The sequence below is a fragment of the Geodermatophilus saharensis genome, assembly GCF_900188205.1.
In the GTDB taxonomy this organism is placed as follows: domain Bacteria; phylum Actinomycetota; class Actinomycetes; order Mycobacteriales; family Geodermatophilaceae; genus Geodermatophilus; species Geodermatophilus saharensis.
Map to the genome: position 1 here is coordinate 253,851 of NZ_FZOH01000007.1, position 23,914 is coordinate 277,764.

A 23,914-nucleotide genomic window follows, 5' to 3' on the forward strand; every position below is an offset into this window, starting at 1 on the left:
ACGCGACCGGCTGGCGACCCCGGGTGGCGCGCCGTCACCGCGTCCAACGGCGCAGCACCGCGGCTGTTCCCGGGGCCCGGGGTGGCCGGTCAGTCGGGCTCCCGGGCGCCGGCGACCACCTCCCCGACGGCGGCCAGGGTCGGCCGGTCGCGCTCGAGGTACCAGCCGTGCCAGGTGTCCCGGTCGGTCGGCAGCGGAGTCGCGCCGAAGTCCGCGTTGTCGGTCTCCGTGCCGTGCACGTCGACCAGCCACGTGACCGGGTCGAGCGGCGCGGAGGCCTCGTGGACCTCCGCCGCCTCCAGGTCCGACGCCGGGCCGTCCATCCCGGGACTCCCGAGCAGGACCAGGGCGTCGGCGGCCAGCTCGCCACGCTCCTCCGCGGCGCGGTCGACCACGACGGTCCCGTAGCTGTGGGCCACGACCGTCAGCCGCGGTGGGGCGCTGCTGCTCCCCCGGTCCGCCGCGCGTGCCGCGGCCAGGCCCGCGAGGTCACCCGCGAGCGCCCTGCCACCGGCGGCAGCCCGCCCCTCGACCCAGGCCCGGGGGGAGACGACGCTGCCGGGTGGGCGGTAGCCGAGCCAGGCGACCGTGGCCACGGCGGCGACCGGCGCGGCGGCCCGGGCGGCGTCGGCCACGGCCTGCGCGTCGTCACCGAGGTCGTCGAGGTCGTCGACGTCGTTGCCGACACCCGGGACGAGGAACGCGACGTCGTCGGCGGTGTCGAGGTCGCCGTAGGCGAGGGCCACCAGGTGGTCGTCGGCGTCGAAGGACCACAGCTGCACCGTGCGCCCGGCCGCCTCCTCGGCCGCGATCCCGTCGGCGGCGGCCCGCGCCGTCGCGTACCCCTCGGCGGCCGGGTCGGCCAGCGCCCGGTCGAGCAGGACGCGGTTGGCCTGGTCCCGCGCCCAGGCGGGGAGCCCGTCGAGGCTCCCGACCAGCCGCGGCTCGGCCGTGGTCACCGCGTCGCGGGTGCGCGACGACAGGCCGGCCCACCAGGCGGCCACCGCCTCCGGGGACGTCCCGGCCACCGGCAGGCAGGACCGGATCCAGGCGCCGTCGGCCAGGACCACCGCCGCGAGGTCGCCGAAGCTCCCGGGTCGGGAGGCGCCGAGGCCGCCGAGCGGGGCGAGCGGGCCGGAGGAGTCCGCGGCGGCAGCCGCCGCCCGGGCGGCGGCGTGCAGCGCCTCGGCGGCGGTCGCGGCGACCCGTTCCGCGGTGGCCGCCTGCTCGGCCAGGAGGTCGTAGTGGGCGGCGAGGACGTCCGGTGAGGCGTCGGCGGGCGCCGCGACCGGTACGGGTGCGACGACACCGCCCGCCTCGTCCAGCGTCACCCCGGACGCGGCGGCCGCGGCCAGCGCCTGTGCCGCCGTCTCCTGGGCGGCGCGCGCCTGCCGGGCGGCCTCCTGCAGCGAGGAGAGGGAGGCGGCCAGCGCGCCGGTCACCTCCGTCGCCACGGCGGACACCTCGCAGAAGGCGGTCGCGGCGGCCGTCCCCGCCGGTCCCGACCAGTAGTCGGCACCGCCGAGGGCGCGCGCCACCGCCTCCACCCGCGCCCGCCACGGGGGCAGCCGCTCGGTCACCGCCTCGAGCGTGTACACGGCACCGTCGAGCAGCGGGGTGTCCCAGCCGGCGACGGCGGTCAGTCCGGGCGCGCTCACGCGGCCGTCTCCTGCGCGATCGCCGCCCGGGCGGCGAGCAGCCGGTCGGAGACGGCGGCGTCGGCGAGGCGGTAGCTCCGGACCGCGGCCAGCAGCGTCCGCGCGGCGGCGTCGGCGCCCTCGACGAGGTCGGCCACCAGCGCCGCCCACGCCCGGCCGGTCCCGCCGGCGTGCTCGGAGAGCTCCCCCGGCACCGCCGTCGCCAGGGACACCGCGGTGGAGGCGCACAGGTCGGCGTCGGCCGACAGCTCGGCGGCGAGCGCGGCCAGCTCCTCACCGAGCGCCTGGACGGCGTCGAGCTGGATGGCGATCGGTACGGACACGGCCCCTCCCGGCGTCGGTGCCGGCCCGGGGGTCGGGACGGCGCCGCGGACGCTAGGGCCGCACCGGGACCGACCCCCGGGAGCCGTCCACAGCCGGGGCGGCCGTCCACAGGGCGCGCCGCGAGCCCCCGCCTGGTGGGTGTCCGGGCGGAGGCTCGCCGCCTGCGGTCAGGGAGCGGTGGTCGTCGGCGCGGTCGTGCCCGCCCGGGGCGTGGGGGCCTGGGCCGGCGTCGGGTGCCCGGCGCCGGGGAGGGATCCGGACGGCCCGTCGTCGGTGCCGCCGACGACGACCGAGCGCCGCTTGGACACCACCACGGCGCCGATGACCACCAGCGCCGCCACGGCCGCGATGAGCAGCCGCACGGCGGTGTTGGCGTCCTCACCGACCGACAGGCTGACCACCGCGGGGGCGATGAGCAGCGCCACCAGGTTCATCACCTTGATGAGCGGGTTGATCGCCGGGCCCGCGGTGTCCTTGAACGGGTCGCCCACGGTGTCCCCGATGACCGTGGCCGCGTGCGCCTCGCTGCCCTTCCCGCCGAACGCGCCGTCCTCCACCATCTTCTTGGCGTTGTCCCACGCGCCGCCGGAGTTGGCCAGGAACACCGCCATGAGCGTGCCGGTGGCGATGGCGCCGACGAGGTAGGCCGCGAGCGGGCCGAAGCCGAGCCCGAAGCCGACCGCCACCGGGGCGAGGACGGCGAGCAGGCCCGGCGTCGCGAGCTCCCGCAGCGAGTCCTTGGTGCAGATGTCGACGACGGCGGAGTAGTCGGGCCGCTCCGAGTAGTCCATGATCCCGGGCCGGGTGCGGAACTGCTCGCGGACCTCGAACACGACCCGCCCGGCGGCGCGGGAGACGGCGTTGATCGCCAGGCCGGAGAAGAGGAACACGACCGCGGCACCGATCACCGCGCCGACGACGTTGTCCGGTTCGACGAGGCTGAACGACTGCGCCAGGTCGACGTCGCCGAGCGCGGTGCGCACCTGCTCGTTGTAGGACCCGAACAGCGCCGTCGCCGCGAGGACGGCGGTCGCGATCGCGATGCCCTTGGTGATGGCCTTGGTGGTGTTGCCGACGGCGTCGAGGTCGGTCAGCACCCGGGCGCCCTGCTCGTCGATGTCCCCGGACATCTCGGCGATGCCCTGGGCGTTGTCGCTGACCGGGCCGAAGGTGTCCATCGAGACGATGACGCCGGCCGTGGTGAGCAGCCCGCAGCCGGCCAGCGCGACGGCGTACAGCGCCGCGCCGCCGCCGATGAGGAAGGCGCCGTAGACCGCGCCGCCGATGAGCAGGGCGGCGTAGACGGCCGACTCCAGGCCCAGGGAGATGCCGGACAGGACGACGGTGGCCGGCCCGGTGAGCGAGCTGCGGCCGACGTCGCGGACCGGCTTGCGGGAGGTCTCGGTGAAGTAGCCGGTGAGCTGCTGGATGGCGGCGGCCAGGACGATCCCGACCAGGACCGAGAGGAAGCCGAGCACCTGCGGGTTGACCACCGAGTCGGGGACGTCGGCGACGCTGGGCAGCACGGTGAACGCGGCGACGGCGACGAGCACGAGGGAGACCACCGCGGAGGTGAAGAAGCCCCGGTTGATCGGCGCGAGGCCGCTGGAGTCGCTCCTGCCGGGGTTGCTGGCGAGGATGCCGACGACGGAGGCGAGCACGCCGATCGCAGCGACGACGAGCGGGAAGACCATGCCGTCCGCGCCGAAGAAGACCTGCCCGAGGATCAGCGCGGCGACCAGGGTGACGGCGTAGGACTCGAAGAGGTCGGCGGCCATGCCCGCGCAGTCGCCGACGTTGTCGCCGACGTTGTCGGCGATGGTCGCGGCGTTGCGGGGGTCGTCCTCGGGGATGCCGGCCTCGACCTTGCCGACGAGGTCGGCGCCCACGTCGGCGGCCTTGGTGAAGATCCCGCCGCCGACGCGCATGAACATCGCCAGCAGCGCGCCGCCGAAGCCGAAGCCCTCGAGGACCACCGGGGCGGTCTCGTCGAAGAGCAGCAGCGCCAGCGCGGCGCCGAACAGGCCGAGGCCGACGGTGATCATCCCGCAGACCCCGCCGGTGCGGTACGCGATGCGGAAGGCCGGCCGGTAGCCGCCGGCCTGGGCAGCGGCGGCGACCCGGACGTTGCCGCGGGTGGCCAGCGTCATGCCGATGAAGCCGACGGTGGCGGAGAAGAGGGCGCCGACGAGGAAGAAGACCGCCCGGCCGATGCGGGTGCCCCAGCCGCCGTCGGCGACGGGCAGGACGAGCAGCAAGAGGAAGACGACGACGGCGAAGACGCCGAGGGTCCTGAACTGGCGCCGCAGGTAGGCGCCGGCTCCCTCCTGCACCGCACGCGCGATCTCACGCATGCGCGTCGTGCCCTGGTCGGCGGCCAGGACGGCACGGACCAGCGACGCGGCGAAGACCAGCGCGGCGAGCGATACGACGAGGGCTGCCGTCACGAGGACGACGTCCCCGCCGGAGAGAGAACTGTCCGGCATCAATACCTCCCAGCGGTGAGCTGCCACCGGGCGGCCCCGCGTCCCCGGTCGGCGGAGAGCACCCGTGGGCGGCGGGCCGCCCACGGATGCCGCGCCACTGTAATCGAGATCACACTCTGCGGTAGGTCGTCTTTGGTGGCCGTCCGGTCGCGCACAGCGACCACGGGCGCCGGAGGGTTGCCCCCGGGTGTGACAGTGGAGGGGTGACCGCGCTCCACCCGGTCCGGCCGGCTGCTCCCCCACCCGGTCGCGAGGGCACCGCAGGGGGCGACGAGCGCCCGGGTGCCGCACCCGGCGCCGCGGCCGTGCACGGCTCGGCGGAGGGACACGGCAGTGGCGGCGGGCACCGGCCCGACCAGGGGCCTGATGGGGGCTCCGGGGAGCGGCCCGGTGACCTGCTGCCCGGCGCTGAGCTGCTCGAGGACCTGCTGGCGGGCACCCCGGAGGAGGAGCACCCGGTCACCCACGTCCACCACCTGCCGGTGCGCGGGTCCCGGACGCTGCCCTGGCCCGCCTGGGTCGACCCCGGCCTGCGCGCGCGGCTCGAGGAGCAGGGCGTGAGCGCACCCTGGCGGCACCAGGTCGAGGCCGCCCAGCTCGCCCACGACGGCACCTCGGTGGTGGTCGCCACCGGCACGGCGTCCGGCAAGTCGCTGGCCTACCAGCTGCCGGCGCTGACCCGCCTGGCCGAGGACCCGCGCGCCTGCGTGCTCTACCTGGCGCCCACCAAGGCGCTGGCCCGCGACCAGCTGGCCTCGGTGGCGGCGCTCGCCGACCCGTCGGTGCGCCCGGCCGCCTACGACGGGGACACCCCGGCCGAGGAGCGCGACTGGGTGCGCCGCCACTCGCGGTGGATCGTCACCAACCCCGACATGCTGCACCGCGGCGTGCTGCCCGCCCACCAGCGCTGGTCGTCGACGCTGCGCCGGCTGGCCTACGTCGTCGTCGACGAGTGCCACGCCTACCGCGGGGTGTTCGGCTCGCACGTCGGGCACGTGCTGCGCCGGCTGCGCCGCATCTGCCGCCGCTACGGCGCCGACCCGGTGTTCGTGCTGGCCTCGGCGACGGTGGCCGAGCCGGCCGCGGCCGCCACCCGGCTGGTGGGTGCGCCCGTCGTGGCGGTGACCGAGGACGGGTCGCCGCGCCCGGGTGCGACCTTCGCGCTGTGGGAGCCGCCGCTGACCGAGCGGACCGGCGAGCACGGCGCCCCGCTGCGCCGGTCGGCGGCGGCGGACGCGGCGGGGCTGCTGGCCGACCTGGTCGAGCGGGGCGCCCGGACGCTGGCGTTCGTGCGGTCGCGGCGCAGCGCCGAGTCGGTCGCCGAGCAGGCCCGCCGGCTGCTGCAGGACCGTGGCCGCGGCGACCTGGTCCGGCGGGTGGACTCCTACCGCGGCGGCTACCTCCCCGAGGAGCGCCGGGAGCTGGAGCGGGCGCTGTCGTGCGGCGAGCTGCTCGGCGTGGCCACCACCAACGCCCTCGAGCTGGGCATCGACATCGCCGGCCTCGACGCCGTGGTGCTGGCCGGGTACCCCGGGACGCTGGCGTCGCTGTGGCAGCAGGCGGGCCGGGCCGGGCGCGCCCAGCGCGAGTCGCTGGTCGTCTTCGTCGCCCGCGACGACCCGCTGGACCACTACCTGGCCCACCACCCGCGGGCGGTGTTCGGCCGCCCGGTCGAGGCCACCGTCACCGATCCGGCCAACCCCTACGTCCTCGGCCCCCAGCTGTGCTGTGCCGCGGCCGAGCTGCCCCTCACGCCCGCCGACCTGCCCGACTTCGGCGGCCCGGTCGCCGAGGCCCAGCTCGACGAGCTCGTGGCGGCCGGCCGGCTGCGGCGGCGCCCGGCCGGCTGGTACTGGGCCGGGCGCGGGCGCCCCGACGTCGACATCCGCGGCAGCGGCGGCGAGCCGGTGGCGATCATCGAGAACGGGACCGGGCGGCTGTTGGGGACCGTCGACGGCGGCGCCGCGCACGCCACGGTGCACACCGGCGCGCTCTACGTGCACCGCGGCGACACGTTCGTCGTCGACGAGCTCGACCTCGACGACGCCTGCGCCGTCGTGCACGCCGAGAGCCCGGACTGGACGACCGTCGCCCGTGACGTGACCGACCTCGGCGTCGTCCGCACCGACCGGGTCCGGCGGCTGGGCACCGTCACCGCGCACACCGGCGTCGTCGACGTGACCAACCAGGTCGTGACCTACCAGCGGCGGCGGGCCGGCACCGGTGAGGTGCTCGCCGAGTTCCCGCTCGACCTGCCCGCGCGCCAGCTGCGCACCCGCGCCGTGTGGCTGACCCTCGACGCGGACGCCGTCGCCCGTGCCGCGCTCGACGACCTGTCGCTGCCCGGCTCGCTGCACGCCGCAGAGCACGCCGCGATCGGCATCCTGCCGCTGCTGGCCACCTGCGACCGCTGGGACCTCGGCGGGCTGTCGACCGCGCTGCACCCCGACACGGGCACCGCCACGGTGTTCGTCTACGACGGGCACCCCGGCGGCGCCGGCTTCGCCGAGCGGGGCTTCGCCGCCCTGCGGCGCTGGCTGCTGGCCACCCGGGCCACCGTGGCCAGCTGCGAGTGCGAGAGCGGCTGCCCCTCGTGCGTGCAGTCGCCCAAGTGCGGCAACGGCAACGACCCGCTGGACAAGGCCGGCGCGGTGCGGGTGCTCGACGTCGTGCTGGACGAGCTGGCCGCCGCCGACGAGGCGGGCACGGGAGCCGTGGAGGTGGTCACCGCAGCCGCCACCGCCGTCACCCCCAACGACCCCGCCGCGCCGGTCGGCGACACCGACGGGACCGCCGACGAGGCCGGAGACGAGGCCGACGAGGCCGGAGACGAGGCCGCCGAGGACGCCGGGCGCGGTGCCCGGCCCGCCGAGGATGACCTGGTCTTCTGACCCCGCGGGCGCGTCCGGCGGGACGGGTCCGGCGCGGGCGCTGGCCTGCGCGTACCGGGTGCCCAACGGCCCCAGGCGGACGCCGACCTCCGCGGTCACCTCGGCGACCGCCCCCTCCCCGACCGTGCAGCCGACCAGTGCGGCGCCGTTGCCGCGGGCGACGCCGGCGGCCGCGGCGCAGGCGGCGGGGTCGCCGGTCACCGCCGCGCCGGCCGCCGCCAGCGCGGCGAGGTCGGCCGCCGTGCCGGCCCGGTGGCGGGCGACGGCCGCGGCGCCGACCAGCACGGCGGCCATCCCCACGGCGGCGAGCACACCGGCCAGCGCGACCGTCCACACGGTGGCCGACCCCCGCTCCCGCTCCCGCTCCCTCACCCGGCGACCCCGGGCTCGAGCCGGGCGACCGCGCTGGCGCCGATCCCGACCCCCAGCTGCACCGGGCCCAGCGGCGCGACCTCCGCGGTGACGGTCACCCGCACCTCACCGCCACCGACGGCCACCTCCGTCCGCGCCCCGTCGGGTGCCACCCGTGCCACGAGTGCGTGCACGGCGGCCTCGTCCTCGCCGCGCGCGGCGGCCCGCGCGCCCTCCCGGGCGGCGTCGACGCAGCGCACCTGGGCGCCGACCACCACGACGGCCGCGACGACCGCCGCCAGGACGAGCAGGAGCACGGGCAGCACCACGGCCGTCTCGGCGGTGACCATGCCCGCCTCGCCGTCCTCTCCGCCGTCGCCTCGCCGCGCCCGGCGGGTCAGGACAGCACCTGGAGCGCGGAGGAGACGAGGTCGCCGAGGGCGGTGACGACCGAGCCGCCGGTGACCACCCGGTAGAGGACGGCGGCGAAGGCGCAGGCGGCGACCGTGCCGACGGCGTACTCGGCGGTGCTCATGCCGGCCTCGGCGTCGGCGCGCAGCCGGGCCCAGCGCCGGGCCAGGGCGCGCGGCTGCGCGAGGACGCGGGGCGGGGCGTCCTCCGCGGGGCCGGTCGCGGCGGGGGCGGTCGCGGGCGGGGTATCGGTCATCGCAGGCTCTCCTCGGGTCGGCGGCCCCGGCACGGGGCGCGGCCCGACCCTCGCCGCAGGAACCGGGCCGGACCGGGTCCCGGCCGGACCTGTGGACGGCGCGACGGCCTGTGGACGGCGCGGGCGGCGGTGTCGCCCGGGGCGCTTCCACTTCAGGACGGCAGGGCGACTGCCGATCCAGCCATGAGGTGGCGCTACCGCACCGCCGGGCACGATCCGGGAGGAGGAACCGTGGCGCACGGCAGCGACCGTCCCGAGGGGCGCCCGCTCGTCCTCCTCGGCTACGCCCTCGCCCTGGCCGCCGCGGTCGCCCTGTTCGGCCTCGACCCGACCCTCGGGGTCGTCGCCGGCGCGCTCAACGTGGTCTTCGGCGTCTACTTCTGCCGGCACCTGGGCTTCGCCGTCGCCGCGGCGAGGTGGGCCGAGCGCGACCTGCTGGCTGCCGACGTCGGCCTGGACAGCTACACGCCGCCGGTCGCCGTCCTCGTCGGGTGCAAGGACGAGGAGCTCGTCGTCGACGGCATGGTGGCGGCGCTGCTGAGCCTGGACTACCCGGCCGACCGGCTCGCGCTCGTCGTCGTCGACGACGGCTCGTCCGACGCGACCGGCGCGATCCTCGACGGGTGGGCCGCCCGCGAGCCGCGGTTGCGCGTCCTGCACCGGCCGCCGGGGGCCGGCGGGGGGAAGTCCGGCGCGCTCAACGACGCGCTGGCGCTCGTCGACGCCGAGATCGTGCTGGTGTTCGACGCCGACCACGAGCCCGAGCCGACCGCGCTGCGCCGCCTGGTGCGGCACTTCCGCGACCCGGTCGTCGGCGCGGTCATGGGCCGGTGCGTCATCCGCAACGGCCAGGACTCCTCGATGGCCACCACCGTCTTCGTCGACTACCTCTCGGGCTACCTCGTCAACGAGTACGGCCGGCAGGCGCTGTTCGAGCTGCCCGCCTACGGCGGCGCCAACTGCGCCGTCCGGGCGGCCACGCTGCGCGCCCTCGGCGGCTGGAACCCCGAGACGGTCACCGAGGACACCGACCTGACCCTGCGCATCCTGCGCATGGGGCAGCGGGTGCGCTACGACGTCTCGGCCATCGACTTCGAGGAGGCGGTGGTCAGCGCCCAGCGGTTCTGGAAGCAGCGCTACCGCTGGGCCCGCGGCCACCAGAAGTGCCTGCGCGACCACTGGCGCCCGCTGATGCGCTCGCCGCACCTGTCGCCGCTGGAGAAGGTCGAGACGACGCTGTTCCTCGGCGTCTACCACGTGCCGGTGCTGGCCGGGCTGGGCCTGCTGCTGACCGTGCTGCGCGCCGCGGGCATCGGCGACCTGCCCGTGGTCGGGCTGCTGCCCCTGTCGATGCTGCTGTTCATCGGCCCGCTGGCCGAGCTGTGCGTCGGACTGCTGGTCGGCCGGGTGGAACGCCGCTCGGCGTGGCGGCTGCTGGGCTTCCTCCCGGCCTTCGCGCTGTCGATCTGGATCACCACGCGCGCCTACCTCGACGGCATGCTCGGCCGGCCCTACAGCTGGGTGAAGACCTCCCGCTCGGGCGCCACCTCCACGGTGCCGCGCGCAGCCGCCCCCGCTCCCGCCGCGGCCGCGGTCCCCGCCCGCCCGCGGTCGTTCGCACTCCTCCCGGAGGACCGGTGACCACCGCACCCGCGATCGGTAGGCGACGGCTCTCCCGCGGGACGACGCGACGGCTGCTGCCCGTCCTGCTCGACCTGGCCCTGGCCGGGGTCATCTGCGTCGCCGGCTTCACCACGCTGTCCGGGCCGCTGCAGGTGCTCGAGGCCCGCGCGGTCGCCCTGGTGCTCGGGTGGCTGGACCCCACGTGGTCCTCCGGCGTGCTGCCCGGCCACGTCCTGCTCTTCCGCGGGGACGGGGAGATCATCGACGCGGTCGTCACCGCGTCGTGCTCGTCGGTCCTGTCGGTCCTCGGGCTGGTGGCCCTGACCGCGGTCGTCCTGCGGGGCCGCAGGCTGCACGCGCTGGGCGGGCTGGTCGTCGCGGTCCTCGCTGTCGTCGTCCTCAACCACGGCCGGCTGCTGCTGTCGGCCCTCGCCGGGCTGCAGTGGGGCGAGGGCGCCCTGGTCCTGTTCCACGACTGGGTCGGCACGGTGTGGAACCTGGTCGCCACCCTGGGCGGCTTCCTGGTCATGGTGTGGGTGACGCTGCCGGCCGCCGAGCGCGCCGAGCAGGACGTCGGGGGGCGGCACACCGCCCGGCGTCCCGACAGCTGGGCTCGCCCGGGCCTGGGCTACCGCACCGTCGAGGCCGAACAGCCCCCGGCCCACAGCCGCCGGACGACGGTGACCGGGCTGCTGCACCGCCACGTCCTCCCCCGCCGGCTGTCGGCCTGGCTGGCCGCGCGCCGCGAGGCCGCCCGCGTCGACTACCGGCTCGGGCACCTCCCGGCCTCCCGGCGGGTCGAGCGGGTGCACGAGCTGGCCGCCGACGGCCTCGGGGCCCACAGCGCCACGCTCGTGGCCGTGGCGACCTACGAGGTCGACCCGCTCGTCCTCGACGCCCTCGCCGACGCGGTCGCCGCGCGGCAGTGGGAACCGGTGACCGGCCACCGGGTGGCGGCGCTGCGGCTGTGGGCCCGCGGCTGGCTGCTCGCCCGGCCGGTGAGCACCTCCCCGGTCCCGGAGGACCGCACCGGGGACGACGACGCCGCCGTGGTCGCGGTGGCCCGGATCCCGGTGCCGCAGGCGGCCCCCTCCCGCGGGACGACGCCGTCCCCCGACCGTCCCTCGCACGCCGCCGGGTCGCCGACCCCGCACAGCTTCGCCCGCCCGTCCGCCCCGCACCCCCCGGAGACCTCCCGGTGACCTCCACCCTGCCCAGCCGCCCGACCACCGCCGTCCCCCCGGTGCCCGACGGGCGCGGCGACCAGCCCGCTGCGGCCGCGGTGCTGGTCACCGGCGCCGGCGGCCCCGCCGGGGTCGCCGTCGTCCGCCGGCTGACCGCGCTGGGTCATCGCGTGGTCGGCGTGGACGCCGACGCGACCGCCGCCGGCGCGGCCCTGGCCACCGTGGGCGCGGTCGTCCCGCGGGCCGACCACGTCCGCTTCGTCGACGCCCTGGTGGCGCTGGCCACCGCACACGGCGCCGACGCGCTCGTCGGCACCGTCGCCGAGGAGCTGCCCGCCCTCGCCGCGGGCGCCGACCGGCTCGCGGCGGCCGGGGTGGCCACCTGGCTGCCCGACACGGCCGCCGTCGAGGTCTGCTGCGACAAGGCCGCCTTCGCCCGTGCGATGCGCGCGGCCGGCGTGCCGCACCCGGCGACCACCGACACCCCCGCCGGCCTGGTCACCGTCCCCGGCCCCTGGGTGGTCAAGCCCCGCGCCGGCCGCGGCAGCCGCGGCCTGCGGCTGCTCGACGCACGCTCCGACGTCGTGACGGCGATGCGCGAGGACTCCTCGCTGATCGCCCAGACCCGGCTGACGGGCCGCGAGTTCACCGCCGACGCGCTGGTGGGCCGCGACGGCGCGCTGGTCACCGTGGTGCCGCGGTGGCGCGACGACACCCGTGCCGGCATCTCGGTGAAGGGCACCACCTTCGACTCCGCGGAGGTGACCGCGGTGGTGGCCGCGGCGCTGGAGGCGGTGGCGCTCACCGGCCCGGCCAACGTGCAGGGGTTCGTGGCCGACGACGGCCGGGCCACCGTGGTCGAGGTCAACCCGCGCTTCTCCGGGGGGCTGCCGCTGACCCTGGCCGCCGGGGCCGACGTCGTCAGCGCCTACCTGACCGGCATCCGCGACCCGCGCGCCGTCCTGCCGCACCTGTGGTTCACCCCCGGCGTCCGGATGAGCCGCTACTTCGCCGAGACGTACTCCGCCGACGACGGCAGCCCGGTGGCCGACCCGTGCGCCGCGACGGCGGCGCGGGCGTGACCCGCGCCCGGCACGTCCTCGTGCCCCTCGGGACCCGGCCGGAGGTGGTCAAGCTGGCCCCGGTGGTGCGGGCCCTGGCCGCGGCGGGGCACCGGGTCGACGTCGTCGACACCGGCCAGCACACCGACCCCGACCTCTCCACCCGCCTGCAGGAGTCCCTCGGGCTGGCGCCCACGTGCCGGTTCGACCTGCCCGCCGGCGACCCGGCCGCCCGCTCCGGGGCGCTGCACGCCGACGCGGCGCGCGCGGTCGCCCGGTTCCGGCCCGACCTCGTCCTCGCCCTCGGTGACACCAACACCGTTCCCGCCTACGCCCTCGCCGCCCGCGGCGCCGGGGTGCCCTTCGCCCACCTGGAGGCGGGCTTGCGCAGCCTCAACCCCCGCAGCGTGGAGGAGGTCAACCGGCGGGTGGCCGCGGCGGTCGCCGCGCTGCACCTGGCGCCCACCCGGCGCGCGGCGGCGTTCCTGGCCGCCGAGGGCGTGCCCGCCGAGCGGGTGTTCGTGGTCGGCAACCCCGTGGTCGACACGCTGGTCGCGCGGGGCGTGCGGCCGATCCCCGTCGAGCAGCGCCGCGGGGTGCTGGTCACCGCGCACCGCCCCACCAACGTCGACGACCCGGTGCGGCTCGAGCGCCTGGTCGGCGTCGTGCGGGCGCTGGCCGACACCGTGGGACCGGTGACCTTCCCGGTGCACCCGCGCACCGCGGCGCGGCTGACGGCCGCCGGCCTGGACGCCGGGCTGGAACACCCGGCGATCACCCGTACCGGCCCGGTCGGCTACGACGCGCTGCTGGCCGCGCTCGCCTCGGCGCGGCTGGCGGTCACCGACTCCGGCGGTGTCCAGGAGGAGGCGGCGTTCCTCGGCGTCCCCGTCGTCGTGCTGCGCGGCTCCACCCCGCGCTGGGAGGGCGTGGAGGCCGGCACGACGACCCTCGCCGGGCTCGCCGACGACTCGGCCGCCGACGCCGTGCTCACCGCGGCCGCCGCGCACACCAGCCCGCGGGGGCAGGCCCGCGCGGTCGCGCTCCCCTGCCCGTACGGCGACGGCACGACCGGCGCGCAGGTGGCCGCGCTGCTGGCCGACGAGGCGACCGACGCGCTGCTCGCCCTCGACGAGCCCGACTTCACCGACGGTTCGCTGCCGTGGTGACCCCGGCACCGGGATGGGACGGCGCCCCGCCGCTGGCGGTGGTGGTCGACCTCGACGACACGCTGTACCCGCAGGCGGCCCACCTCGCCGGCGCGGCGGCCGACGTGGGCGCCGCCGCCGCGGCCGCGGGGCTGGACGGTGCACGGGTGCACGCCGCGCTGCTGCGGGAGCTGGCCGCCGGGTCCGACCGCGGGGGGACGATCGACCGCGCGCTGCTGGCCGCGGGCGCGCCCGCCGGCGACCTGCCCGCGCTGGTCCCGCCGCTGGTGGCCGCGTTCACCGCGCACGCACCCACCTCGCTGACCCCCTACCCGGGCGTGGCGCAGGCCCTGGCCGACCTCGGCGCGGTGCTGCCGGTGGGCTGCCTGACCGACGGCAACCCGGCCATCCAGTCGGCCAAGCTCGCCGCGACGGGCCTGCTGCCGCTGCTGCCGGAGGTGCTGGTCACCGACGCCCTCGGCGGCCGCGCCGCCCGCAAGCCGGCACCCGACGCGCTGCGGGTGCTGGCCGGCCGGCTCGGGGTCCCCGCCGGGCGCGTGCTGGTGATCGGGGACCGTCCGGGCAAGGACGTCGCGGTCGCGGCCGCGGTCGGCGCGCGGGCCATCCGGGTGCGGCAGGGCGAGTACGCCGCCGCTCCCGACGAGCCGCGCGCCTGGGCCGTCACCGGCGACTTCCCGGCCGCCGCCGCCCTCGCCCTGGCCGCCGTCGGCGCGCAGGCCGCCGTGGCGGGCTGACCGGGCCGGCCGCTCCCCGCCGGCGACGGTGCCCCGATCCGTCGTGCACGACCGGATCCCCCCGACGGGGGAGAAGCCGGCGCGCCGGATGCAGGCGCCCGCCGCAGCCGCCGATGCAGGGAGGGACAACGGGCGGGTGACCGCCCCGGACGGACGGGACGGCGGCCATGGACGGCGCAGGCAGGCGGGGCACGGGACGCAGCGTCCTGGCCATCGGGTCGCACCCCGACGACGTCGAGCTCGGGTGCGGCGGCGCGCTGCTGGCGCACGTCGCGGCCGGCGACACGGTGACGGTGCTGGTGATGACCGGCGGCGAGAACGGCCCCGGCGACGGCGACCAGGTCGCCGGCCGCCGCGCCGAGCAGGAGCGCGCCGCCCGCACCCTGGGCGCCACCCTGCTGTGGGGCGGCCTGCGCGACTGCGAGGTCGTCGCCGACTCCGCCGCGGTCCGCCGCATCGAGCAGGTCCTGGAGGCCACCGCCGCCGACCTGGTCTACGTGCACGCCCCCGACGACAGCCACCAGGACCACCGCGCCGTCGCCGCGGCCACCCTGGGCGCCGCCCGCCGCCTGCCGCGGGTGCTGCACTACCAGAGCCCCTCGACGCTGACCTTCACGCCGACCGTGTACGTCGACGTCACCGCCCACCTCACCGGCAAGCTGGCCGCGCTGGCCGCGCACGCCTCGCAGGTGGAGGGCTCGGCCATGGTCGAGCCCGACGCGATCGTCGCCTCCGCCCGCCACTGGGGCGCGCAGGCGCGGATCGGCTACGCCGAGGCCTTCCAGCCCACCCGCATGGTGCTCGACCTCGGCCCGGTGGGCGGCGGGGTGCCGCGGGCGGTCCCGGCCGCCTGGTCGCTGACGCCGTCGTTCGTCCCGCACAGCGCGTCGTCGTTCGCCACCGGCCAGCGCTGAACCCGCCCGGGACCACGCCTCCCGGATCACCCGAACACCTGCCCGGCGATGCCGATGACCATGGGCGCGATGCCGAGGCAGACGAAGGCCGGCAGGAAGCAGGCCCCGAGCGGCGCGAGCACCCACACGCCGGCGCGGCGCACCGCGGCCTCGGCGTCGCTGCGGGTGGCCGACCGCGCCTCGGCCGCCAGCACGCGCAGGGCGGGGACCGCCGCGGCGCCGGACTCCCCCGCGCGCACCAGCACCCGGCCCAGCCCCGCCAACCCGGCCGGCACGCCGGTCCAGGCGGCGTGCGGCGTGGCGCCCAGCCGCAGCCGTCCGGCGACTCCCCCGAGCGCGTCCCCGGCGGGTCCGGGCAGCGCCGTCGCGACCGCGCCCAGCGCACCGGCGACCGGCATCCCGGCCGCCAGGCAGACCGCCAGCAGGTCGCAGGCGACCGGCAGCTCGGCTGATCCGCCGTGGCCCGCGGTGTCCGCGCGCCCGGCGCGGCGCAGCAGCCGGTCGGCCAGCACCGCGGCCAGCACGCCCAGCACCGCACCCGGCGGCCCGCCGACCAGCAGCGCCACCGCTCCCCCGACCGCCCCCGGCAGCACGACGCGGCGCACCGCGCCCGTCCGCGGCGCCGCTGCCGGCGGGGCGGGGTGGGGGCCGGTCACGGCCCGCACCCGGGCGGCCCGCCGCAGCGCCGGGGAGGGCCACAGCAGCAGCGCCGCGGACAGCAGGGCCAGGGCGGGGCTCACGCCGCCGCGCTCCCCACCGCCCGGCGGACCAGCCGCCCCGACCAGGCCAGCCCGGCGGCCTCCAGGGCGACACCGGCGACGAGCAGCACCTGCCCGGCCGGAGTCGTGGTCAGCACCCCCCACGGGTCGGCGCCGATGCCGCTGCCCATGGCCAGCGCGAGCAGCGGCAGCCCAGCGAGCAGCGCCGCGCTCGCCCGGGGGCCCGCCGTGGCCGACCGCAGCTCCAGCCGCTGCCGCCGGCGGGCGCGCAGGTCGTCCTCGACCGCGGCGACCACGGCGGCCAGTGAGCAGCCGGTGCGCTCGCTGAGCAGCACGGCCGCGGCCACCCGCGCCAGCACCCGGTCGAGGTCGGTGCCGGGCTCCGCCGGGACCGCCGCGGGCGCCCGCAGGGCACGAGCCAGACCGGTCGCCAGGCTCTCGTCCCCACAGCCGGCCAGGACCGACGCGGTGGCCGCCGCGAGCGGCCGGCCGGCGCGCAGCTCCGCGGCCACGGCGCCGAGCGCGTCGGTGAGCGCCTCGACCCGGGCCTCCTCCGCACGACGCTCCCGGGCCCGCGCGAGGGTCCGCGCCGCGGCCGCCGCCACCGTGCCGGCGAGGACCGCGACGAGCGGCGTGCCCACCGCCGCGCCGAGCAGCACGCCGAGCACCGCGGCGGGCAGCGGCCAGGCCGCGGGCGGCGCCGCGGTGATCCGGGCCAGGGGCGCCGGGCGCCGCCGCACCAGGCGGCGCACCCGCCGGCGGCGCAGCGCGGCCGGGCCGGGCCACAGCAACAGTGCCGCCGCGACCAGCGCCAGCGCCGCGCTCACCCCGCGCCCCCGCCGTCGAGGAGCGCCGTCAGCCGCCCCGCACCGGGGCACGGGCCGCCGTCGGCGCGCCAGCCCGGCTCGACCACCACCCAGTCGCCGTCGCGGCGCACCACCCCGATCTCCTCGACCCGCCGCCCCTCCGGTCCGCGGCGGAGGTGGACCACGACGGCCAGCGCGGCGGCCGCCTGGCTGTGCACCGCCCGCCGGTCCAGGCCCGCCGCGACCCCGAGCGCCTCCAGCCGGGCGGGCACCTCACCGGGCCGGTTGGCGTGCAGGGTGCCGCAGCCGCCGTCGTGACCGGTGTTGAGGGCGGCGAGCAGGTCGGTGACCTCGGCGCCCCGGACCTCGCCGACCACCAGCCGGTCCGGCCGCATCCGCAGCGCCTGGCGCACCAGGTCGCGCAGGGTCACCCGCCCGGCGCCCTCCACGTTGGCCGGCCGGGTGAGCAGCCGCACGACGTGCGGGTGCGCCGGCGCCAGCTCCGGGGCGTCCTCGCACAGCACCAGCCGCTCCCCCGGCGGCAGCTCCCCGAGCAGCGCCGCGAGCAGCGTGGTCTTGCCCGACCCGGTGCCGCCGGTGACGAGGAAGGCCAGCCGGGCCCGGAGCACCGCGCGCAGCAGGCCGGCCGACTCCCCGGGCAGCGTCCCCCGGGCGGTGAGGTCGTCGAGGCCGAGGCGGGCCCGGCGCAGCACCCGCAGCGACAGGCAGGTGCTCCCGCCCGACACCGGCGGCAGCACCGCGTGCAGCCGGGTGCCGTCGGGCAGCCCGGCGTCCACCCACGGCGCGGCGTCGTCGAGCCGCCGTCCCGCGCTGGCCGCGAGCCGCACGGCCAGCCGCCGGACGGCGTCCTCGTCGGGGAAGCGCACCAGGGCGCGCTCGAGCCCGGCGCCGCGGTCGACGTAGACCGCGGCCGGCCCGTTGACCAGGACGTCGGTGACGCCCGGCTCGCGCAGCAGGGGCTCGAGGGGCCCCGCCCCGGCGAGCTCGGCCACCGCGTCGCGCACCGCGTCGAGGACCTCGGCGTCGCCGACCAGCCCGGCCTCGTCGCGGACGAGGGCGGCGACCGCGGCCCGGCTGGGCGGTCCGGGCTCCAGCGCCAGCCGGGCGCGGACCCGCTCGACCAGCGGCAGCCCGGTCACGCCGCGCGCTCCGCGCGGGCGAGCTCGCCGAGCAGCGTGCGGGTGACCGACCCGAGCGGGCTGCGGGGCGTCACCGCCGGCGGCTCGCCGCGCTCGCCCCGGGCCACCGCGCCGCGGTCGTGCGCCAGCGCGGCCAGCACGGGACGGCCGGTCACCGCGGACACCTCCGCCGTCGACAGGCCGCCGGGGACCTCGCGGACCACCAGCCGGGCGGCGCCCCACGGTGCCGGCTCCCCCGGGGCGCCGGTGACCAACAGCCGCGCGGCCGACGCCGGGCGCAGCCGGGCCGGCACGAGCAGCACCGCCAGGTCGGCCTCGGCGAGCACCGCGGCCGCCGTCGCGTCGTCGGGGCCGGCCGGCCGGGGCAGGTCGACCACCACCGGCCGGCCGCAGCCGCGGGCCGCCTCCACGACCGCCGTCACGGCCGCGGGCGGCACCGGCGCGGGGTCGTCCCGCGCGGCGGCGAGCACGGTGACGCCGCCGACCTCCGGCAGCGCGGCGAGCAGCGCCTCCCCGGCGATGCGGCCGCGGACGCCGGACAGCGACGGCCAGCGCAGGCCGTCGGCGTCCTCGGCACCCAGCAGCAGGTCCAGTCCGCCGCCGCAGGCGTCGGCGTCGACGAGCAGCACGCCGCCGGCGGCGTCCGCGGCGGTCAGCGCCAGCGCGGCGGCCAGGGTGCTCGTGCCGGCCCCGCCGCAGCTGCCGCCGACCACGGCCAGCCAGCCGCGCTCGACCGGCGAGCGGACGGCGTCGGCGGCCCGGGCGGCCAGCCACGCCTCGTCGTCGGGCAGCACCGCGACCCGCTCGGCGCCGAGCTCGACCGCCGCCGCCCAGGCCGGCGGGCCGGGCACCGTCCCGGCGACGACCACCACCCCGGGACGGCGCGGCAGCGCCCGCACCGCGGGGGCGTCGAGCGCGTCGGCGCCGAGCAGGACCAGCCCCGCCTCGCGGTGGGCGCGGCGCAGCGCGGGGCCCCCGGTGGCGACCTCGGGCTCGGTGCCGGCAGCCGCGAGCACGCGCAGGACGTCGTCGAGCAGGTCCTCGTCGGCGCTCACGACGAGCGGACGGGGCGGGGACAGGGGGGCGGGACGGCGGGCCACGCGGCCGAGCCCACCGCGCCGGGCGGTCCCGGTCACCCCCGACGAGGGTCCTGTGGACGACCCGGAGGGGTGTGGACGGCGCGCGGGGAGCCGTCACCGGTCCCCGCTCCGCTTACCCTCGTGAACCGTGACCCGCGCTGCGGCGTTCTTCGACCTGGACAAGACGGTCATCGCCAAGTCCAGCACCCTGGCCTTCGGCCGGCCGTTCTTCGCCGGCGGGCTGATCAACCGCCGCGCCGTGCTCAAGGGCGCCTACGCCCAGCTCGTCTTCTCCCTCGCCGGCGCCGACGCCCAGCAGATGGAGCGGTTGCGCGCCCAGATCACCCGCATGGCCACCGGCTGGGACGTCGCCACCGTGCACGAGATCGTCAGCGAGACGCTGCACGAGATCGTCGACCCGCTGGTCTACGCCGAGGCCGCCGACCTGATCGAGTCCCACCGGGCGGCCGGCCGCGAGATCGTCATCGTCTCCAGCAGCGGTGCGGAGATGGTGGAGCCGATCGGCGAGATGCTCGGCGCCGACCGCGTGGTGGCCACCCGCATGGTGCGGGCCGACGGGCGCTACACCGGGGAGATCGAGTTCTACGCCTACGGCGAGAACAAGGCCGAGGCGATGCGGCAGGTGGCCGCCGAGAGCGGCTACGACCTGGCCGACTGCTACGCCTACAGCGACTCGGTCACCGACCTGCCGATGCTGAGCGCGGTCGGGCACCCGACGGCGGTCAACCCCGACCGGGCGCTGCGGAAGGTCGCCGCCGAGCGCGGCTGGCCGGTCCTGGAGTTCACCCGGCCGGTGTCGATGCGCCGCCGCTTCGCCGCGCCGCCGGTCCCGGTGGTCACCGGCGCGGCGATGGGCGTCGGCGCGGCGGTGGGCCTGGCCTGGTACGCGCGGCGGCGGGCGCTGCGCGTCGTCTCCCCCGCAGCGGCGGTGGTCCCGGCGGTGGCACCGGGCGGCCGCCGGCACCGCCGCGGCGCCTAGGGCCGGGCGCCCAGCCGCTCCCGGACGCCGTCGACGAGCGTGCGCACCGCCGACACGGGGGTGAACGCCCGCGCCGCCGCGGTCAGCGCCGCCACCTCGTCCGCGCGCAGCTCCAGCTCGCCCGCCGCCGCGTTCGCCTCCACCTGCTCCACGCTCGAGGCGCCGGGGATGACCACGACCTGCGGCAGCGCGACCAGCCAGGCCAGCGCCACCGTCCCGGGCCGCACCCCGTGGGCGTCGGCGACCTGGCGCAGCGTGTCGAGCAGCGGCTGCGCGCGGCGCAGGTTCTCGGTGCCGAACAGCGGGTTGGCCGCGCGCACCCCGCCCGGGCGGTGGTCGGGTCCGTACCGGCCGCCGAGCAGGCCCTGCGCCAGCGGGCTGTAGGCGATGACCAGCCGCCCCTCGCGCTCGGCGAAGGGCACCAGGTCCGCGAGCGGCGCGGGCCGGGCCAGGGAGAAGTGCACCTGGTTGCTGATCACCGGCCGGCCCAGCGCCGCGTCGGCGGACCGCCAGCGCTGCAGCGAGTAGTTGGAGACGCCGACGGCGCCGATGCGGCCCTCGTCGAGCAGCGTGCGCAGGCCGGGCATCGTGACGCTGTCGGGGACCACCGGATTGGGCTGGTGCACCTGGTAGAGCGGCACCCGCTGCAGGCCCAACCGGCGGGCGCTGCCCTCGAGCCGGTTGCGCACCACCGGCGGGAACGGCGCCACGGGGAACAGCTTGGTGGCGACGACGACGTCGTGGCGCTGGTCGCCGAGGGCCTCGCCCAGGATCCGCTCGCTGCGGCCGAGGCCGTAGACCTCGGCGGTGTCGAAGAGGGTCACGCCCAGCTCGAGCGCGCGGCGCACGATCTGGCGGGCCGCACCGGTGGCGTAGCCCTCGCCGTAGCCCCACTCCCGGGATCCGAACTGCCAGGTGCCCAGCCCGATCCGGCTGACGCGGCCGAGGCCGTCGACGTCGAGGGAGCGCATGGCGCCACTGTCCCCCGGGCGGCGGCCGGGCGCAGGAGTAGCCGGAGGAGCCGGAGGACCTCAGCCGCGCAGGATCGCCTCGGCGATGGCCAGGCCCTCGCGGGCACCGAGCTCGGTGGCCCGGCAGCAGTGCACCAGCCAGGCGGCCACGCCCTCGGGTGTTCCTGCGGCGTAGCCGGCCAGCCGCTCGCGGTAGGCGTCGGCGCCGAGCTCGAGGAAGCCGACCTCGGGCACCGACACCGCCTTGGGGTCCAGACCCCGGCCGATGGTGGTGAGCCGGCCGGCGGCGCGGGCGACGACGCCGTCGGCGGTGCCGAAGGGCGCCAGGGCGGCGAGCTCACCGTGGACCAGCCCGGCGACGAGCACCGCGGGCGCTGTGGAGGTGCCGGTGACCACCTGGAACAGCCCGCCCAGGCGCGGGCCGGCGTGCGGCGCGGGGCGGCCGAGGTCGGCGCGGTCGGCGAGGTCGGCGGCGGCGAGCACGTGCAGCCGGGCGAGCACCTGCCCGGGCGCCCGCGACCAGGTGTCGACCATGGCGCCCAGCCCGACCGAGACGCGCAGCGAGCCCTGCACGACCGGGTCGGACACCGAGCCCGCGCGCAGATCGGCCAGCGCGACCTCGACCCCGTCGAGCGCGGCCGAGGCGCGGGCGCCCCGCAGCGCGGACTCGCTGCTGACCTCCGCCGACCGGTTGCGCATGAGCCGGTGCGCCAGCAGCCGGTCGATGCCGCCGCGGGCGGAGTCAGCGGCCTCGCGGACACCGGGCAGGTCGAGCAGCGGCGCGAGCGGGTCGGGGCCGGCGGGCCGGGCGGCCGGCCGGCCGGCGCCGGGACGGACGGGGATGGTCACGTCCCGACGGTACGAGCACCGGCGCGGGGGTCCGCGGTCGCCTGTCCTACGCTCGGCGACCACCATGGCCCGCCCGCTCACCCTCCTCCTCGTCCGCCACGGCCAGAGCGAGTGGAACGCCGCCGGGCTCATGCAGGGGCAGACCGCGCACGTGCCCCTGACCGCCCTCGGGCACGAGCAGGCCGCCGGCGCCGCCCGCGAGCTCGCCGCACTGCACCCCGGGGCGGTGCTGTCGAGCGACCTGCGCCGCGCGGTGCAGACCGCCGAGCACTGCGCCCGCGCCACCGGGCTGCCGTTCACCACCACACCGGCGCTGCGCGAGCAGGGCTACGGCGTCCTGGAGGGGCGGCCGTCGCGGGAGCTGTGGGACGTCGTCGACTGGACCGATCCGCACTGGTCGGCGCAGGGCGGGGAGAGCCTGGCGCAGCTGCACGCCCGGGTCGCGGCCCTCCTGGCCGGGCTGGCCGCGCGCCCACCGGCCGACGTCGTCGCGCTGGTCACCCACGGGGACACCATCCGGGCGGCGCAGGCGGTGGCCGCCGGGCGGGGGCCGGAGGGGATGCCGGCGGTGACCCCGCACAACGGCACGGTGACCCGGCTGGAGCTCGCGACGGCGGCCGTCTGATGGCGCGGGTGCTGGTGCTGGGCGGTGCGCGGTCGGGCAAGTCGGCGCACGCGGAGTCGCTGGTGACCGGCCGTCCCGACGTCGTCTACCTGGCCACCTCCGCGCCGGTGGCCGACGACGCGGAGTGGGCCCGCCGGGTGACCGCGCACCGCGCCCGGCGGCCGGCCGGCTGGACGACGCTGGAGACGACGGCGCCCAGCGACCTGCTGCGCGGCGGGACGGTGCTGGTCGACAGCGTGACCACCTGGGTGGCGGCGTTGATGGACGAGGCCGGCGTGTGGGCCGAGGAACCCGGCGCGCTCGACCGGCTGGCCGGGCGGGTCGACGCCCTGGTCAACGCCTGGGCGATGACGCCGGCGCACGTGGTGGCCGTCAGCGACGAGGTGGGGCTCGGCGTGGTGCCGGAGTCCCGCGCGGGCCGGCTGTTCCGCGACACCCTCGGCGAGGTCAACCAGCGGCTGGCCGGCACCGCCGACGAGGTCTGGTTCGTCGTCGCCGGGCTGCCGCAGCGGCTGCGGTGAGCGGCGGGCGGCGGGCGCGGTGGGCCGGGCCGCTGGAGTCTGCCGCGCTGCTCACCGTGCTGCGCGTGCCCGCCGCCGGGACGACGTCGACCCGCGGCGTGCTGCCGTGGGCACCGCTGGTCGGGCTCGCGCTGGGCGGGGTGGCGGCCGGTGCCGGCGTCGCCGGCGCGCGGCTGGTGTCCGCGCCGGCCGGGGCGGTGCTGGCGCTGGCGGTGCTGGCCTGGCTCACCCGGGCGCTGCACCTCGACGGGCTGGCCGACACCGCCGACGGGCTCGGCCCGCTGCGTGGGCGGGAGCGGGCGCTGCAGGTCATGCACCAGGGCGACGTCGGCCCGTTCGGCGTGGTGACCCTCGTGCTGACGCTGCTGCTGCAGGCCGCCGCGGCGGCGGCGCTGCTCGGCGGTCAGGGCGGCTGGGTGGCGCTCTGGACGGCGGTCGTGGTGGCGCGGCTGGCCATGGCGCGCACCGGGCTCCGAGGCGTCCGGATCGCCGGCGGCTCGTCGCTGGGCCGGGCGGTGGCCGGGACGGTCTCGCTGCCGTGGCTGGCCGGGTGGGCGGTGCTGGTCCTCGGCGGTGCCGCGGCGGCGGCCTGGGCCGTGGCCGGTGCGGTGGCCGGGGCGGCGACGGCCGGCGCCGCGGCGGCGGGGCTGCTGGCGGCCGAGCTCGTCCGCGTCCGCGCGACGGCGCGCCTCGGCGGCGTCACCGGGGACGTGATGGGGGCGATGGGCGAGGCGGCGGCGACCGTGGTGCTGCTGGTCGCCGCCGCCTCGGTGCCCTAGAGAGTGTCTGACGGTTCACGGGAGCCAGGTGAGTAGCGCGGCGAGGTTGAGCGCGCCGGCGTAGTTGCGGGCATGCTTGTCGTAGCGGGTGGCCAGTCCGCGCCACTGTTTGACCTGGCAGAAGCTGCGTTCGACGACGTTGCGGCGGGCGTAGCGGGCCTTGTTGAAGCCGACCGGGCGGCCACCGGCTGAGCCCTTGCGACGCCGGTTGGCGGCCTGGTCGCTGGGCTGAGCGATGGTGTGCGAGATGCCCCGACGACGGAGGAGTGCCCGGTTGGCGCGGCTGCTGTAGCCCTTGTCGGCGACGAGGTAATCCGGGCAAGTCCTCGGTCTCCCGGGTCCG

At 78.4% G+C, this 23,914-nt stretch carries 23 protein-coding genes and 1 pseudogene; 11 read left to right on the forward strand and 13 right to left on the reverse strand.

Annotation, left to right across the window (positions count from 1 at the left end):
• Positions 1 to 89: 89 nt before the first annotated feature.
• The 3 genes from CHC04_RS17700 to CHC04_RS17705 all read right to left on the reverse strand — a co-directional run bounded on the left by CHC04_RS17700 (position 90) and on the right by CHC04_RS17705 (position 4,468).
• Complete coding sequence (locus tag CHC04_RS17700; RefSeq protein WP_141233844.1) at positions 90 to 1,658, reverse strand: alpha/beta hydrolase; 1,569 nt, start codon at positions 1,656 to 1,658, stop codon at positions 90 to 92.
• Positions 1,655 to 1,981, reverse strand: a complete 327-nt coding sequence (locus CHC04_RS23690) for a hypothetical protein (protein WP_141233845.1) — start codon at positions 1,979 to 1,981, stop codon at positions 1,655 to 1,657. The genes CHC04_RS17700 and CHC04_RS23690 overlap by 4 nt, the downstream gene beginning before the upstream one ends.
• Positions 1,982 to 2,149: 168 nt before the next feature.
• Positions 2,150 to 4,468, reverse strand: coding sequence for a sodium-translocating pyrophosphatase (locus tag CHC04_RS17705; protein ID WP_089405238.1), 2,319 nt, complete (start codon positions 4,466 to 4,468; stop codon positions 2,150 to 2,152).
• Positions 4,469 to 4,671: 203 nt separating this feature from the next.
• Here CHC04_RS17705 and CHC04_RS17710 point away from each other — a divergent pair, with 203 nt between their 5' ends.
• Positions 4,672 to 7,359: a DEAD/DEAH box helicase gene (locus CHC04_RS17710; RefSeq protein WP_245817390.1), complete on the forward strand. Its 2,688-nt coding sequence runs from the start codon at positions 4,672 to 4,674 to the stop codon at positions 7,357 to 7,359.
• Positions 7,360 to 7,395: 36 nt separating this feature from the next.
• Here the strand turns inward: CHC04_RS17710 and CHC04_RS25610 are convergent.
• From CHC04_RS25610 to CHC04_RS17725, 3 genes and pseudogenes are all read right to left on the reverse strand, one after another.
• Positions 7,396 to 7,731: pseudogene (locus tag CHC04_RS25610) on the reverse strand (Rv3654c family TadE-like protein); the annotation flags it as partial.
• Positions 7,728 to 8,060: a TadE family type IV pilus minor pilin gene (locus CHC04_RS17720; RefSeq protein WP_089405239.1), complete on the reverse strand. Its 333-nt coding sequence runs from the start codon at positions 8,058 to 8,060 to the stop codon at positions 7,728 to 7,730. The gene CHC04_RS17720 and the pseudogene CHC04_RS25610, both read right to left, overlap by 4 nt.
• A gap of 47 nt (positions 8,061 to 8,107) precedes the next feature.
• Positions 8,108 to 8,377, reverse strand: coding sequence for a DUF4244 domain-containing protein (locus CHC04_RS17725; protein WP_089405240.1), 270 nt, complete (start codon positions 8,375 to 8,377; stop codon positions 8,108 to 8,110).
• Between the two features lie 231 nt (positions 8,378 to 8,608).
• Here CHC04_RS17725 and CHC04_RS17730 point away from each other — a divergent pair, with 231 nt between their 5' ends.
• The 6 genes from CHC04_RS17730 (at position 8,609) to CHC04_RS17755 (ending at position 15,062) form a co-directional block, all read left to right on the forward strand.
• Positions 8,609 to 10,018, forward strand: a complete 1,410-nt coding sequence (locus tag CHC04_RS17730) for a glycosyltransferase family 2 protein (RefSeq protein ID WP_245817396.1) — start codon at positions 8,609 to 8,611, stop codon at positions 10,016 to 10,018.
• A complete protein-coding gene (locus tag CHC04_RS17735; RefSeq protein WP_141233846.1) occupies positions 10,015 to 11,202 on the forward strand; it encodes an exosortase/archaeosortase family protein in 1,188 nt (395 codons plus the stop codon). Before CHC04_RS17730 ends, CHC04_RS17735 begins: the two co-directional genes overlap by 4 nt.
• Entirely contained in the window at positions 11,199 to 12,266 is a 1,068-nt protein-coding gene (locus CHC04_RS17740; RefSeq protein ID WP_089405243.1) for an ATP-grasp domain-containing protein, read from the forward strand. Before CHC04_RS17735 ends, CHC04_RS17740 begins: the two co-directional genes overlap by 4 nt.
• Positions 12,239 to 13,414, forward strand: a complete 1,176-nt coding sequence (gene wecB, locus CHC04_RS17745; RefSeq protein WP_245817398.1) for a non-hydrolyzing UDP-N-acetylglucosamine 2-epimerase — start codon at positions 12,239 to 12,241, stop codon at positions 13,412 to 13,414. The genes CHC04_RS17740 and wecB overlap by 28 nt, the downstream gene beginning before the upstream one ends.
• A complete protein-coding gene (locus CHC04_RS17750) occupies positions 13,411 to 14,148 on the forward strand; it encodes an HAD family hydrolase (RefSeq protein ID WP_089405307.1) in 738 nt (245 codons plus the stop codon). The genes wecB and CHC04_RS17750 overlap by 4 nt, the downstream gene beginning before the upstream one ends.
• Before the next feature lie 167 nt (positions 14,149 to 14,315).
• Entirely contained in the window at positions 14,316 to 15,062 is a 747-nt protein-coding gene (locus CHC04_RS17755; protein WP_089405244.1) for a PIG-L deacetylase family protein, read from the forward strand.
• A 26-nt stretch (positions 15,063 to 15,088) separates the two neighbouring features.
• Here the strand turns inward: CHC04_RS17755 and CHC04_RS17760 are convergent, their stop codons facing one another.
• Genes CHC04_RS17760 through ssd form a run of 4 tightly spaced genes read right to left on the reverse strand, consistent with a single transcriptional unit; the run spans position 15,089 to position 18,883 of the window.
• Positions 15,089 to 15,802, reverse strand: a complete 714-nt coding sequence (locus CHC04_RS17760) for a type II secretion system F family protein (RefSeq protein ID WP_089405245.1) — start codon at positions 15,800 to 15,802, stop codon at positions 15,089 to 15,091.
• On the reverse strand, positions 15,799 to 16,608 hold the full coding sequence (locus CHC04_RS17765) for a type II secretion system F family protein (RefSeq protein ID WP_089405246.1): 810 nt from the start codon (positions 16,606 to 16,608) through the stop codon (positions 15,799 to 15,801). Before CHC04_RS17765 ends, CHC04_RS17760 begins: the two co-directional genes overlap by 4 nt.
• Positions 16,605 to 17,747, reverse strand: coding sequence for a TadA family conjugal transfer-associated ATPase (locus CHC04_RS17770; RefSeq protein WP_089405247.1), 1,143 nt, complete (start codon positions 17,745 to 17,747; stop codon positions 16,605 to 16,607). Before CHC04_RS17770 ends, CHC04_RS17765 begins: the two co-directional genes overlap by 4 nt.
• Positions 17,744 to 18,883 carry a septum site-determining protein Ssd gene (gene ssd / locus CHC04_RS17775; RefSeq protein ID WP_245817401.1) on the reverse strand — a complete coding sequence of 380 codons (1,140 nt, stop codon included), beginning with the start codon at positions 18,881 to 18,883 and terminating at the stop codon, positions 17,744 to 17,746. The genes CHC04_RS17770 and ssd overlap by 4 nt, the downstream gene beginning before the upstream one ends.
• Positions 18,884 to 18,974: 91 nt before the next feature.
• On the opposite strand from ssd, the gene CHC04_RS17780 reads away from it, so the two are divergent.
• A complete protein-coding gene (locus tag CHC04_RS17780) occupies positions 18,975 to 19,826 on the forward strand; it encodes an HAD family hydrolase (RefSeq protein WP_089405248.1) in 852 nt (283 codons plus the stop codon).
• Here the strand turns inward: CHC04_RS17780 and CHC04_RS17785 are convergent.
• Both CHC04_RS17785 and CHC04_RS17790 read right to left on the reverse strand, forming a co-directional pair.
• The gene (locus tag CHC04_RS17785) at positions 19,823 to 20,797 is read right to left on the reverse strand and encodes an aldo/keto reductase (protein ID WP_089405249.1); all 975 of its coding nucleotides are present in this window, start codon (positions 20,795 to 20,797) and stop codon (positions 19,823 to 19,825) included. The genes CHC04_RS17780 and CHC04_RS17785 overlap by 4 nt on opposite strands.
• A gap of 60 nt (positions 20,798 to 20,857) precedes the next feature.
• A complete protein-coding gene (locus CHC04_RS17790) occupies positions 20,858 to 21,646 on the reverse strand; it encodes a Fic family protein (protein WP_089405250.1) in 789 nt (262 codons plus the stop codon).
• A 64-nt stretch (positions 21,647 to 21,710) separates the two neighbouring features.
• Between CHC04_RS17790 and CHC04_RS17795 the strand changes: the two genes are divergently transcribed.
• From CHC04_RS17795 to CHC04_RS17805, 3 genes are read left to right on the forward strand one after another with little or no spacing between them, the layout of a single operon-like run.
• Positions 21,711 to 22,271: a histidine phosphatase family protein gene (locus tag CHC04_RS17795; protein WP_089405251.1), complete on the forward strand. Its 561-nt coding sequence runs from the start codon at positions 21,711 to 21,713 to the stop codon at positions 22,269 to 22,271.
• On the forward strand, positions 22,271 to 22,792 hold the full coding sequence (gene cobU / locus CHC04_RS17800) for a bifunctional adenosylcobinamide kinase/adenosylcobinamide-phosphate guanylyltransferase (RefSeq protein WP_089405252.1): 522 nt from the start codon (positions 22,271 to 22,273) through the stop codon (positions 22,790 to 22,792). Before CHC04_RS17795 ends, cobU begins: the two co-directional genes overlap by 1 nt.
• Positions 22,789 to 23,571 carry an adenosylcobinamide-GDP ribazoletransferase gene (locus CHC04_RS17805; protein WP_089405253.1) on the forward strand — a complete coding sequence of 261 codons (783 nt, stop codon included), beginning with the start codon at positions 22,789 to 22,791 and terminating at the stop codon, positions 23,569 to 23,571. Before cobU ends, CHC04_RS17805 begins: the two co-directional genes overlap by 4 nt.
• 15 nt (positions 23,572 to 23,586) lie before the next feature.
• Here CHC04_RS17805 and CHC04_RS17810 read toward each other — a convergent pair.
• A partial coding sequence (locus tag CHC04_RS17810) for a transposase (protein ID WP_141233847.1) occupies positions 23,587 to 23,914 on the reverse strand: 328 nt, incomplete at its 5' end.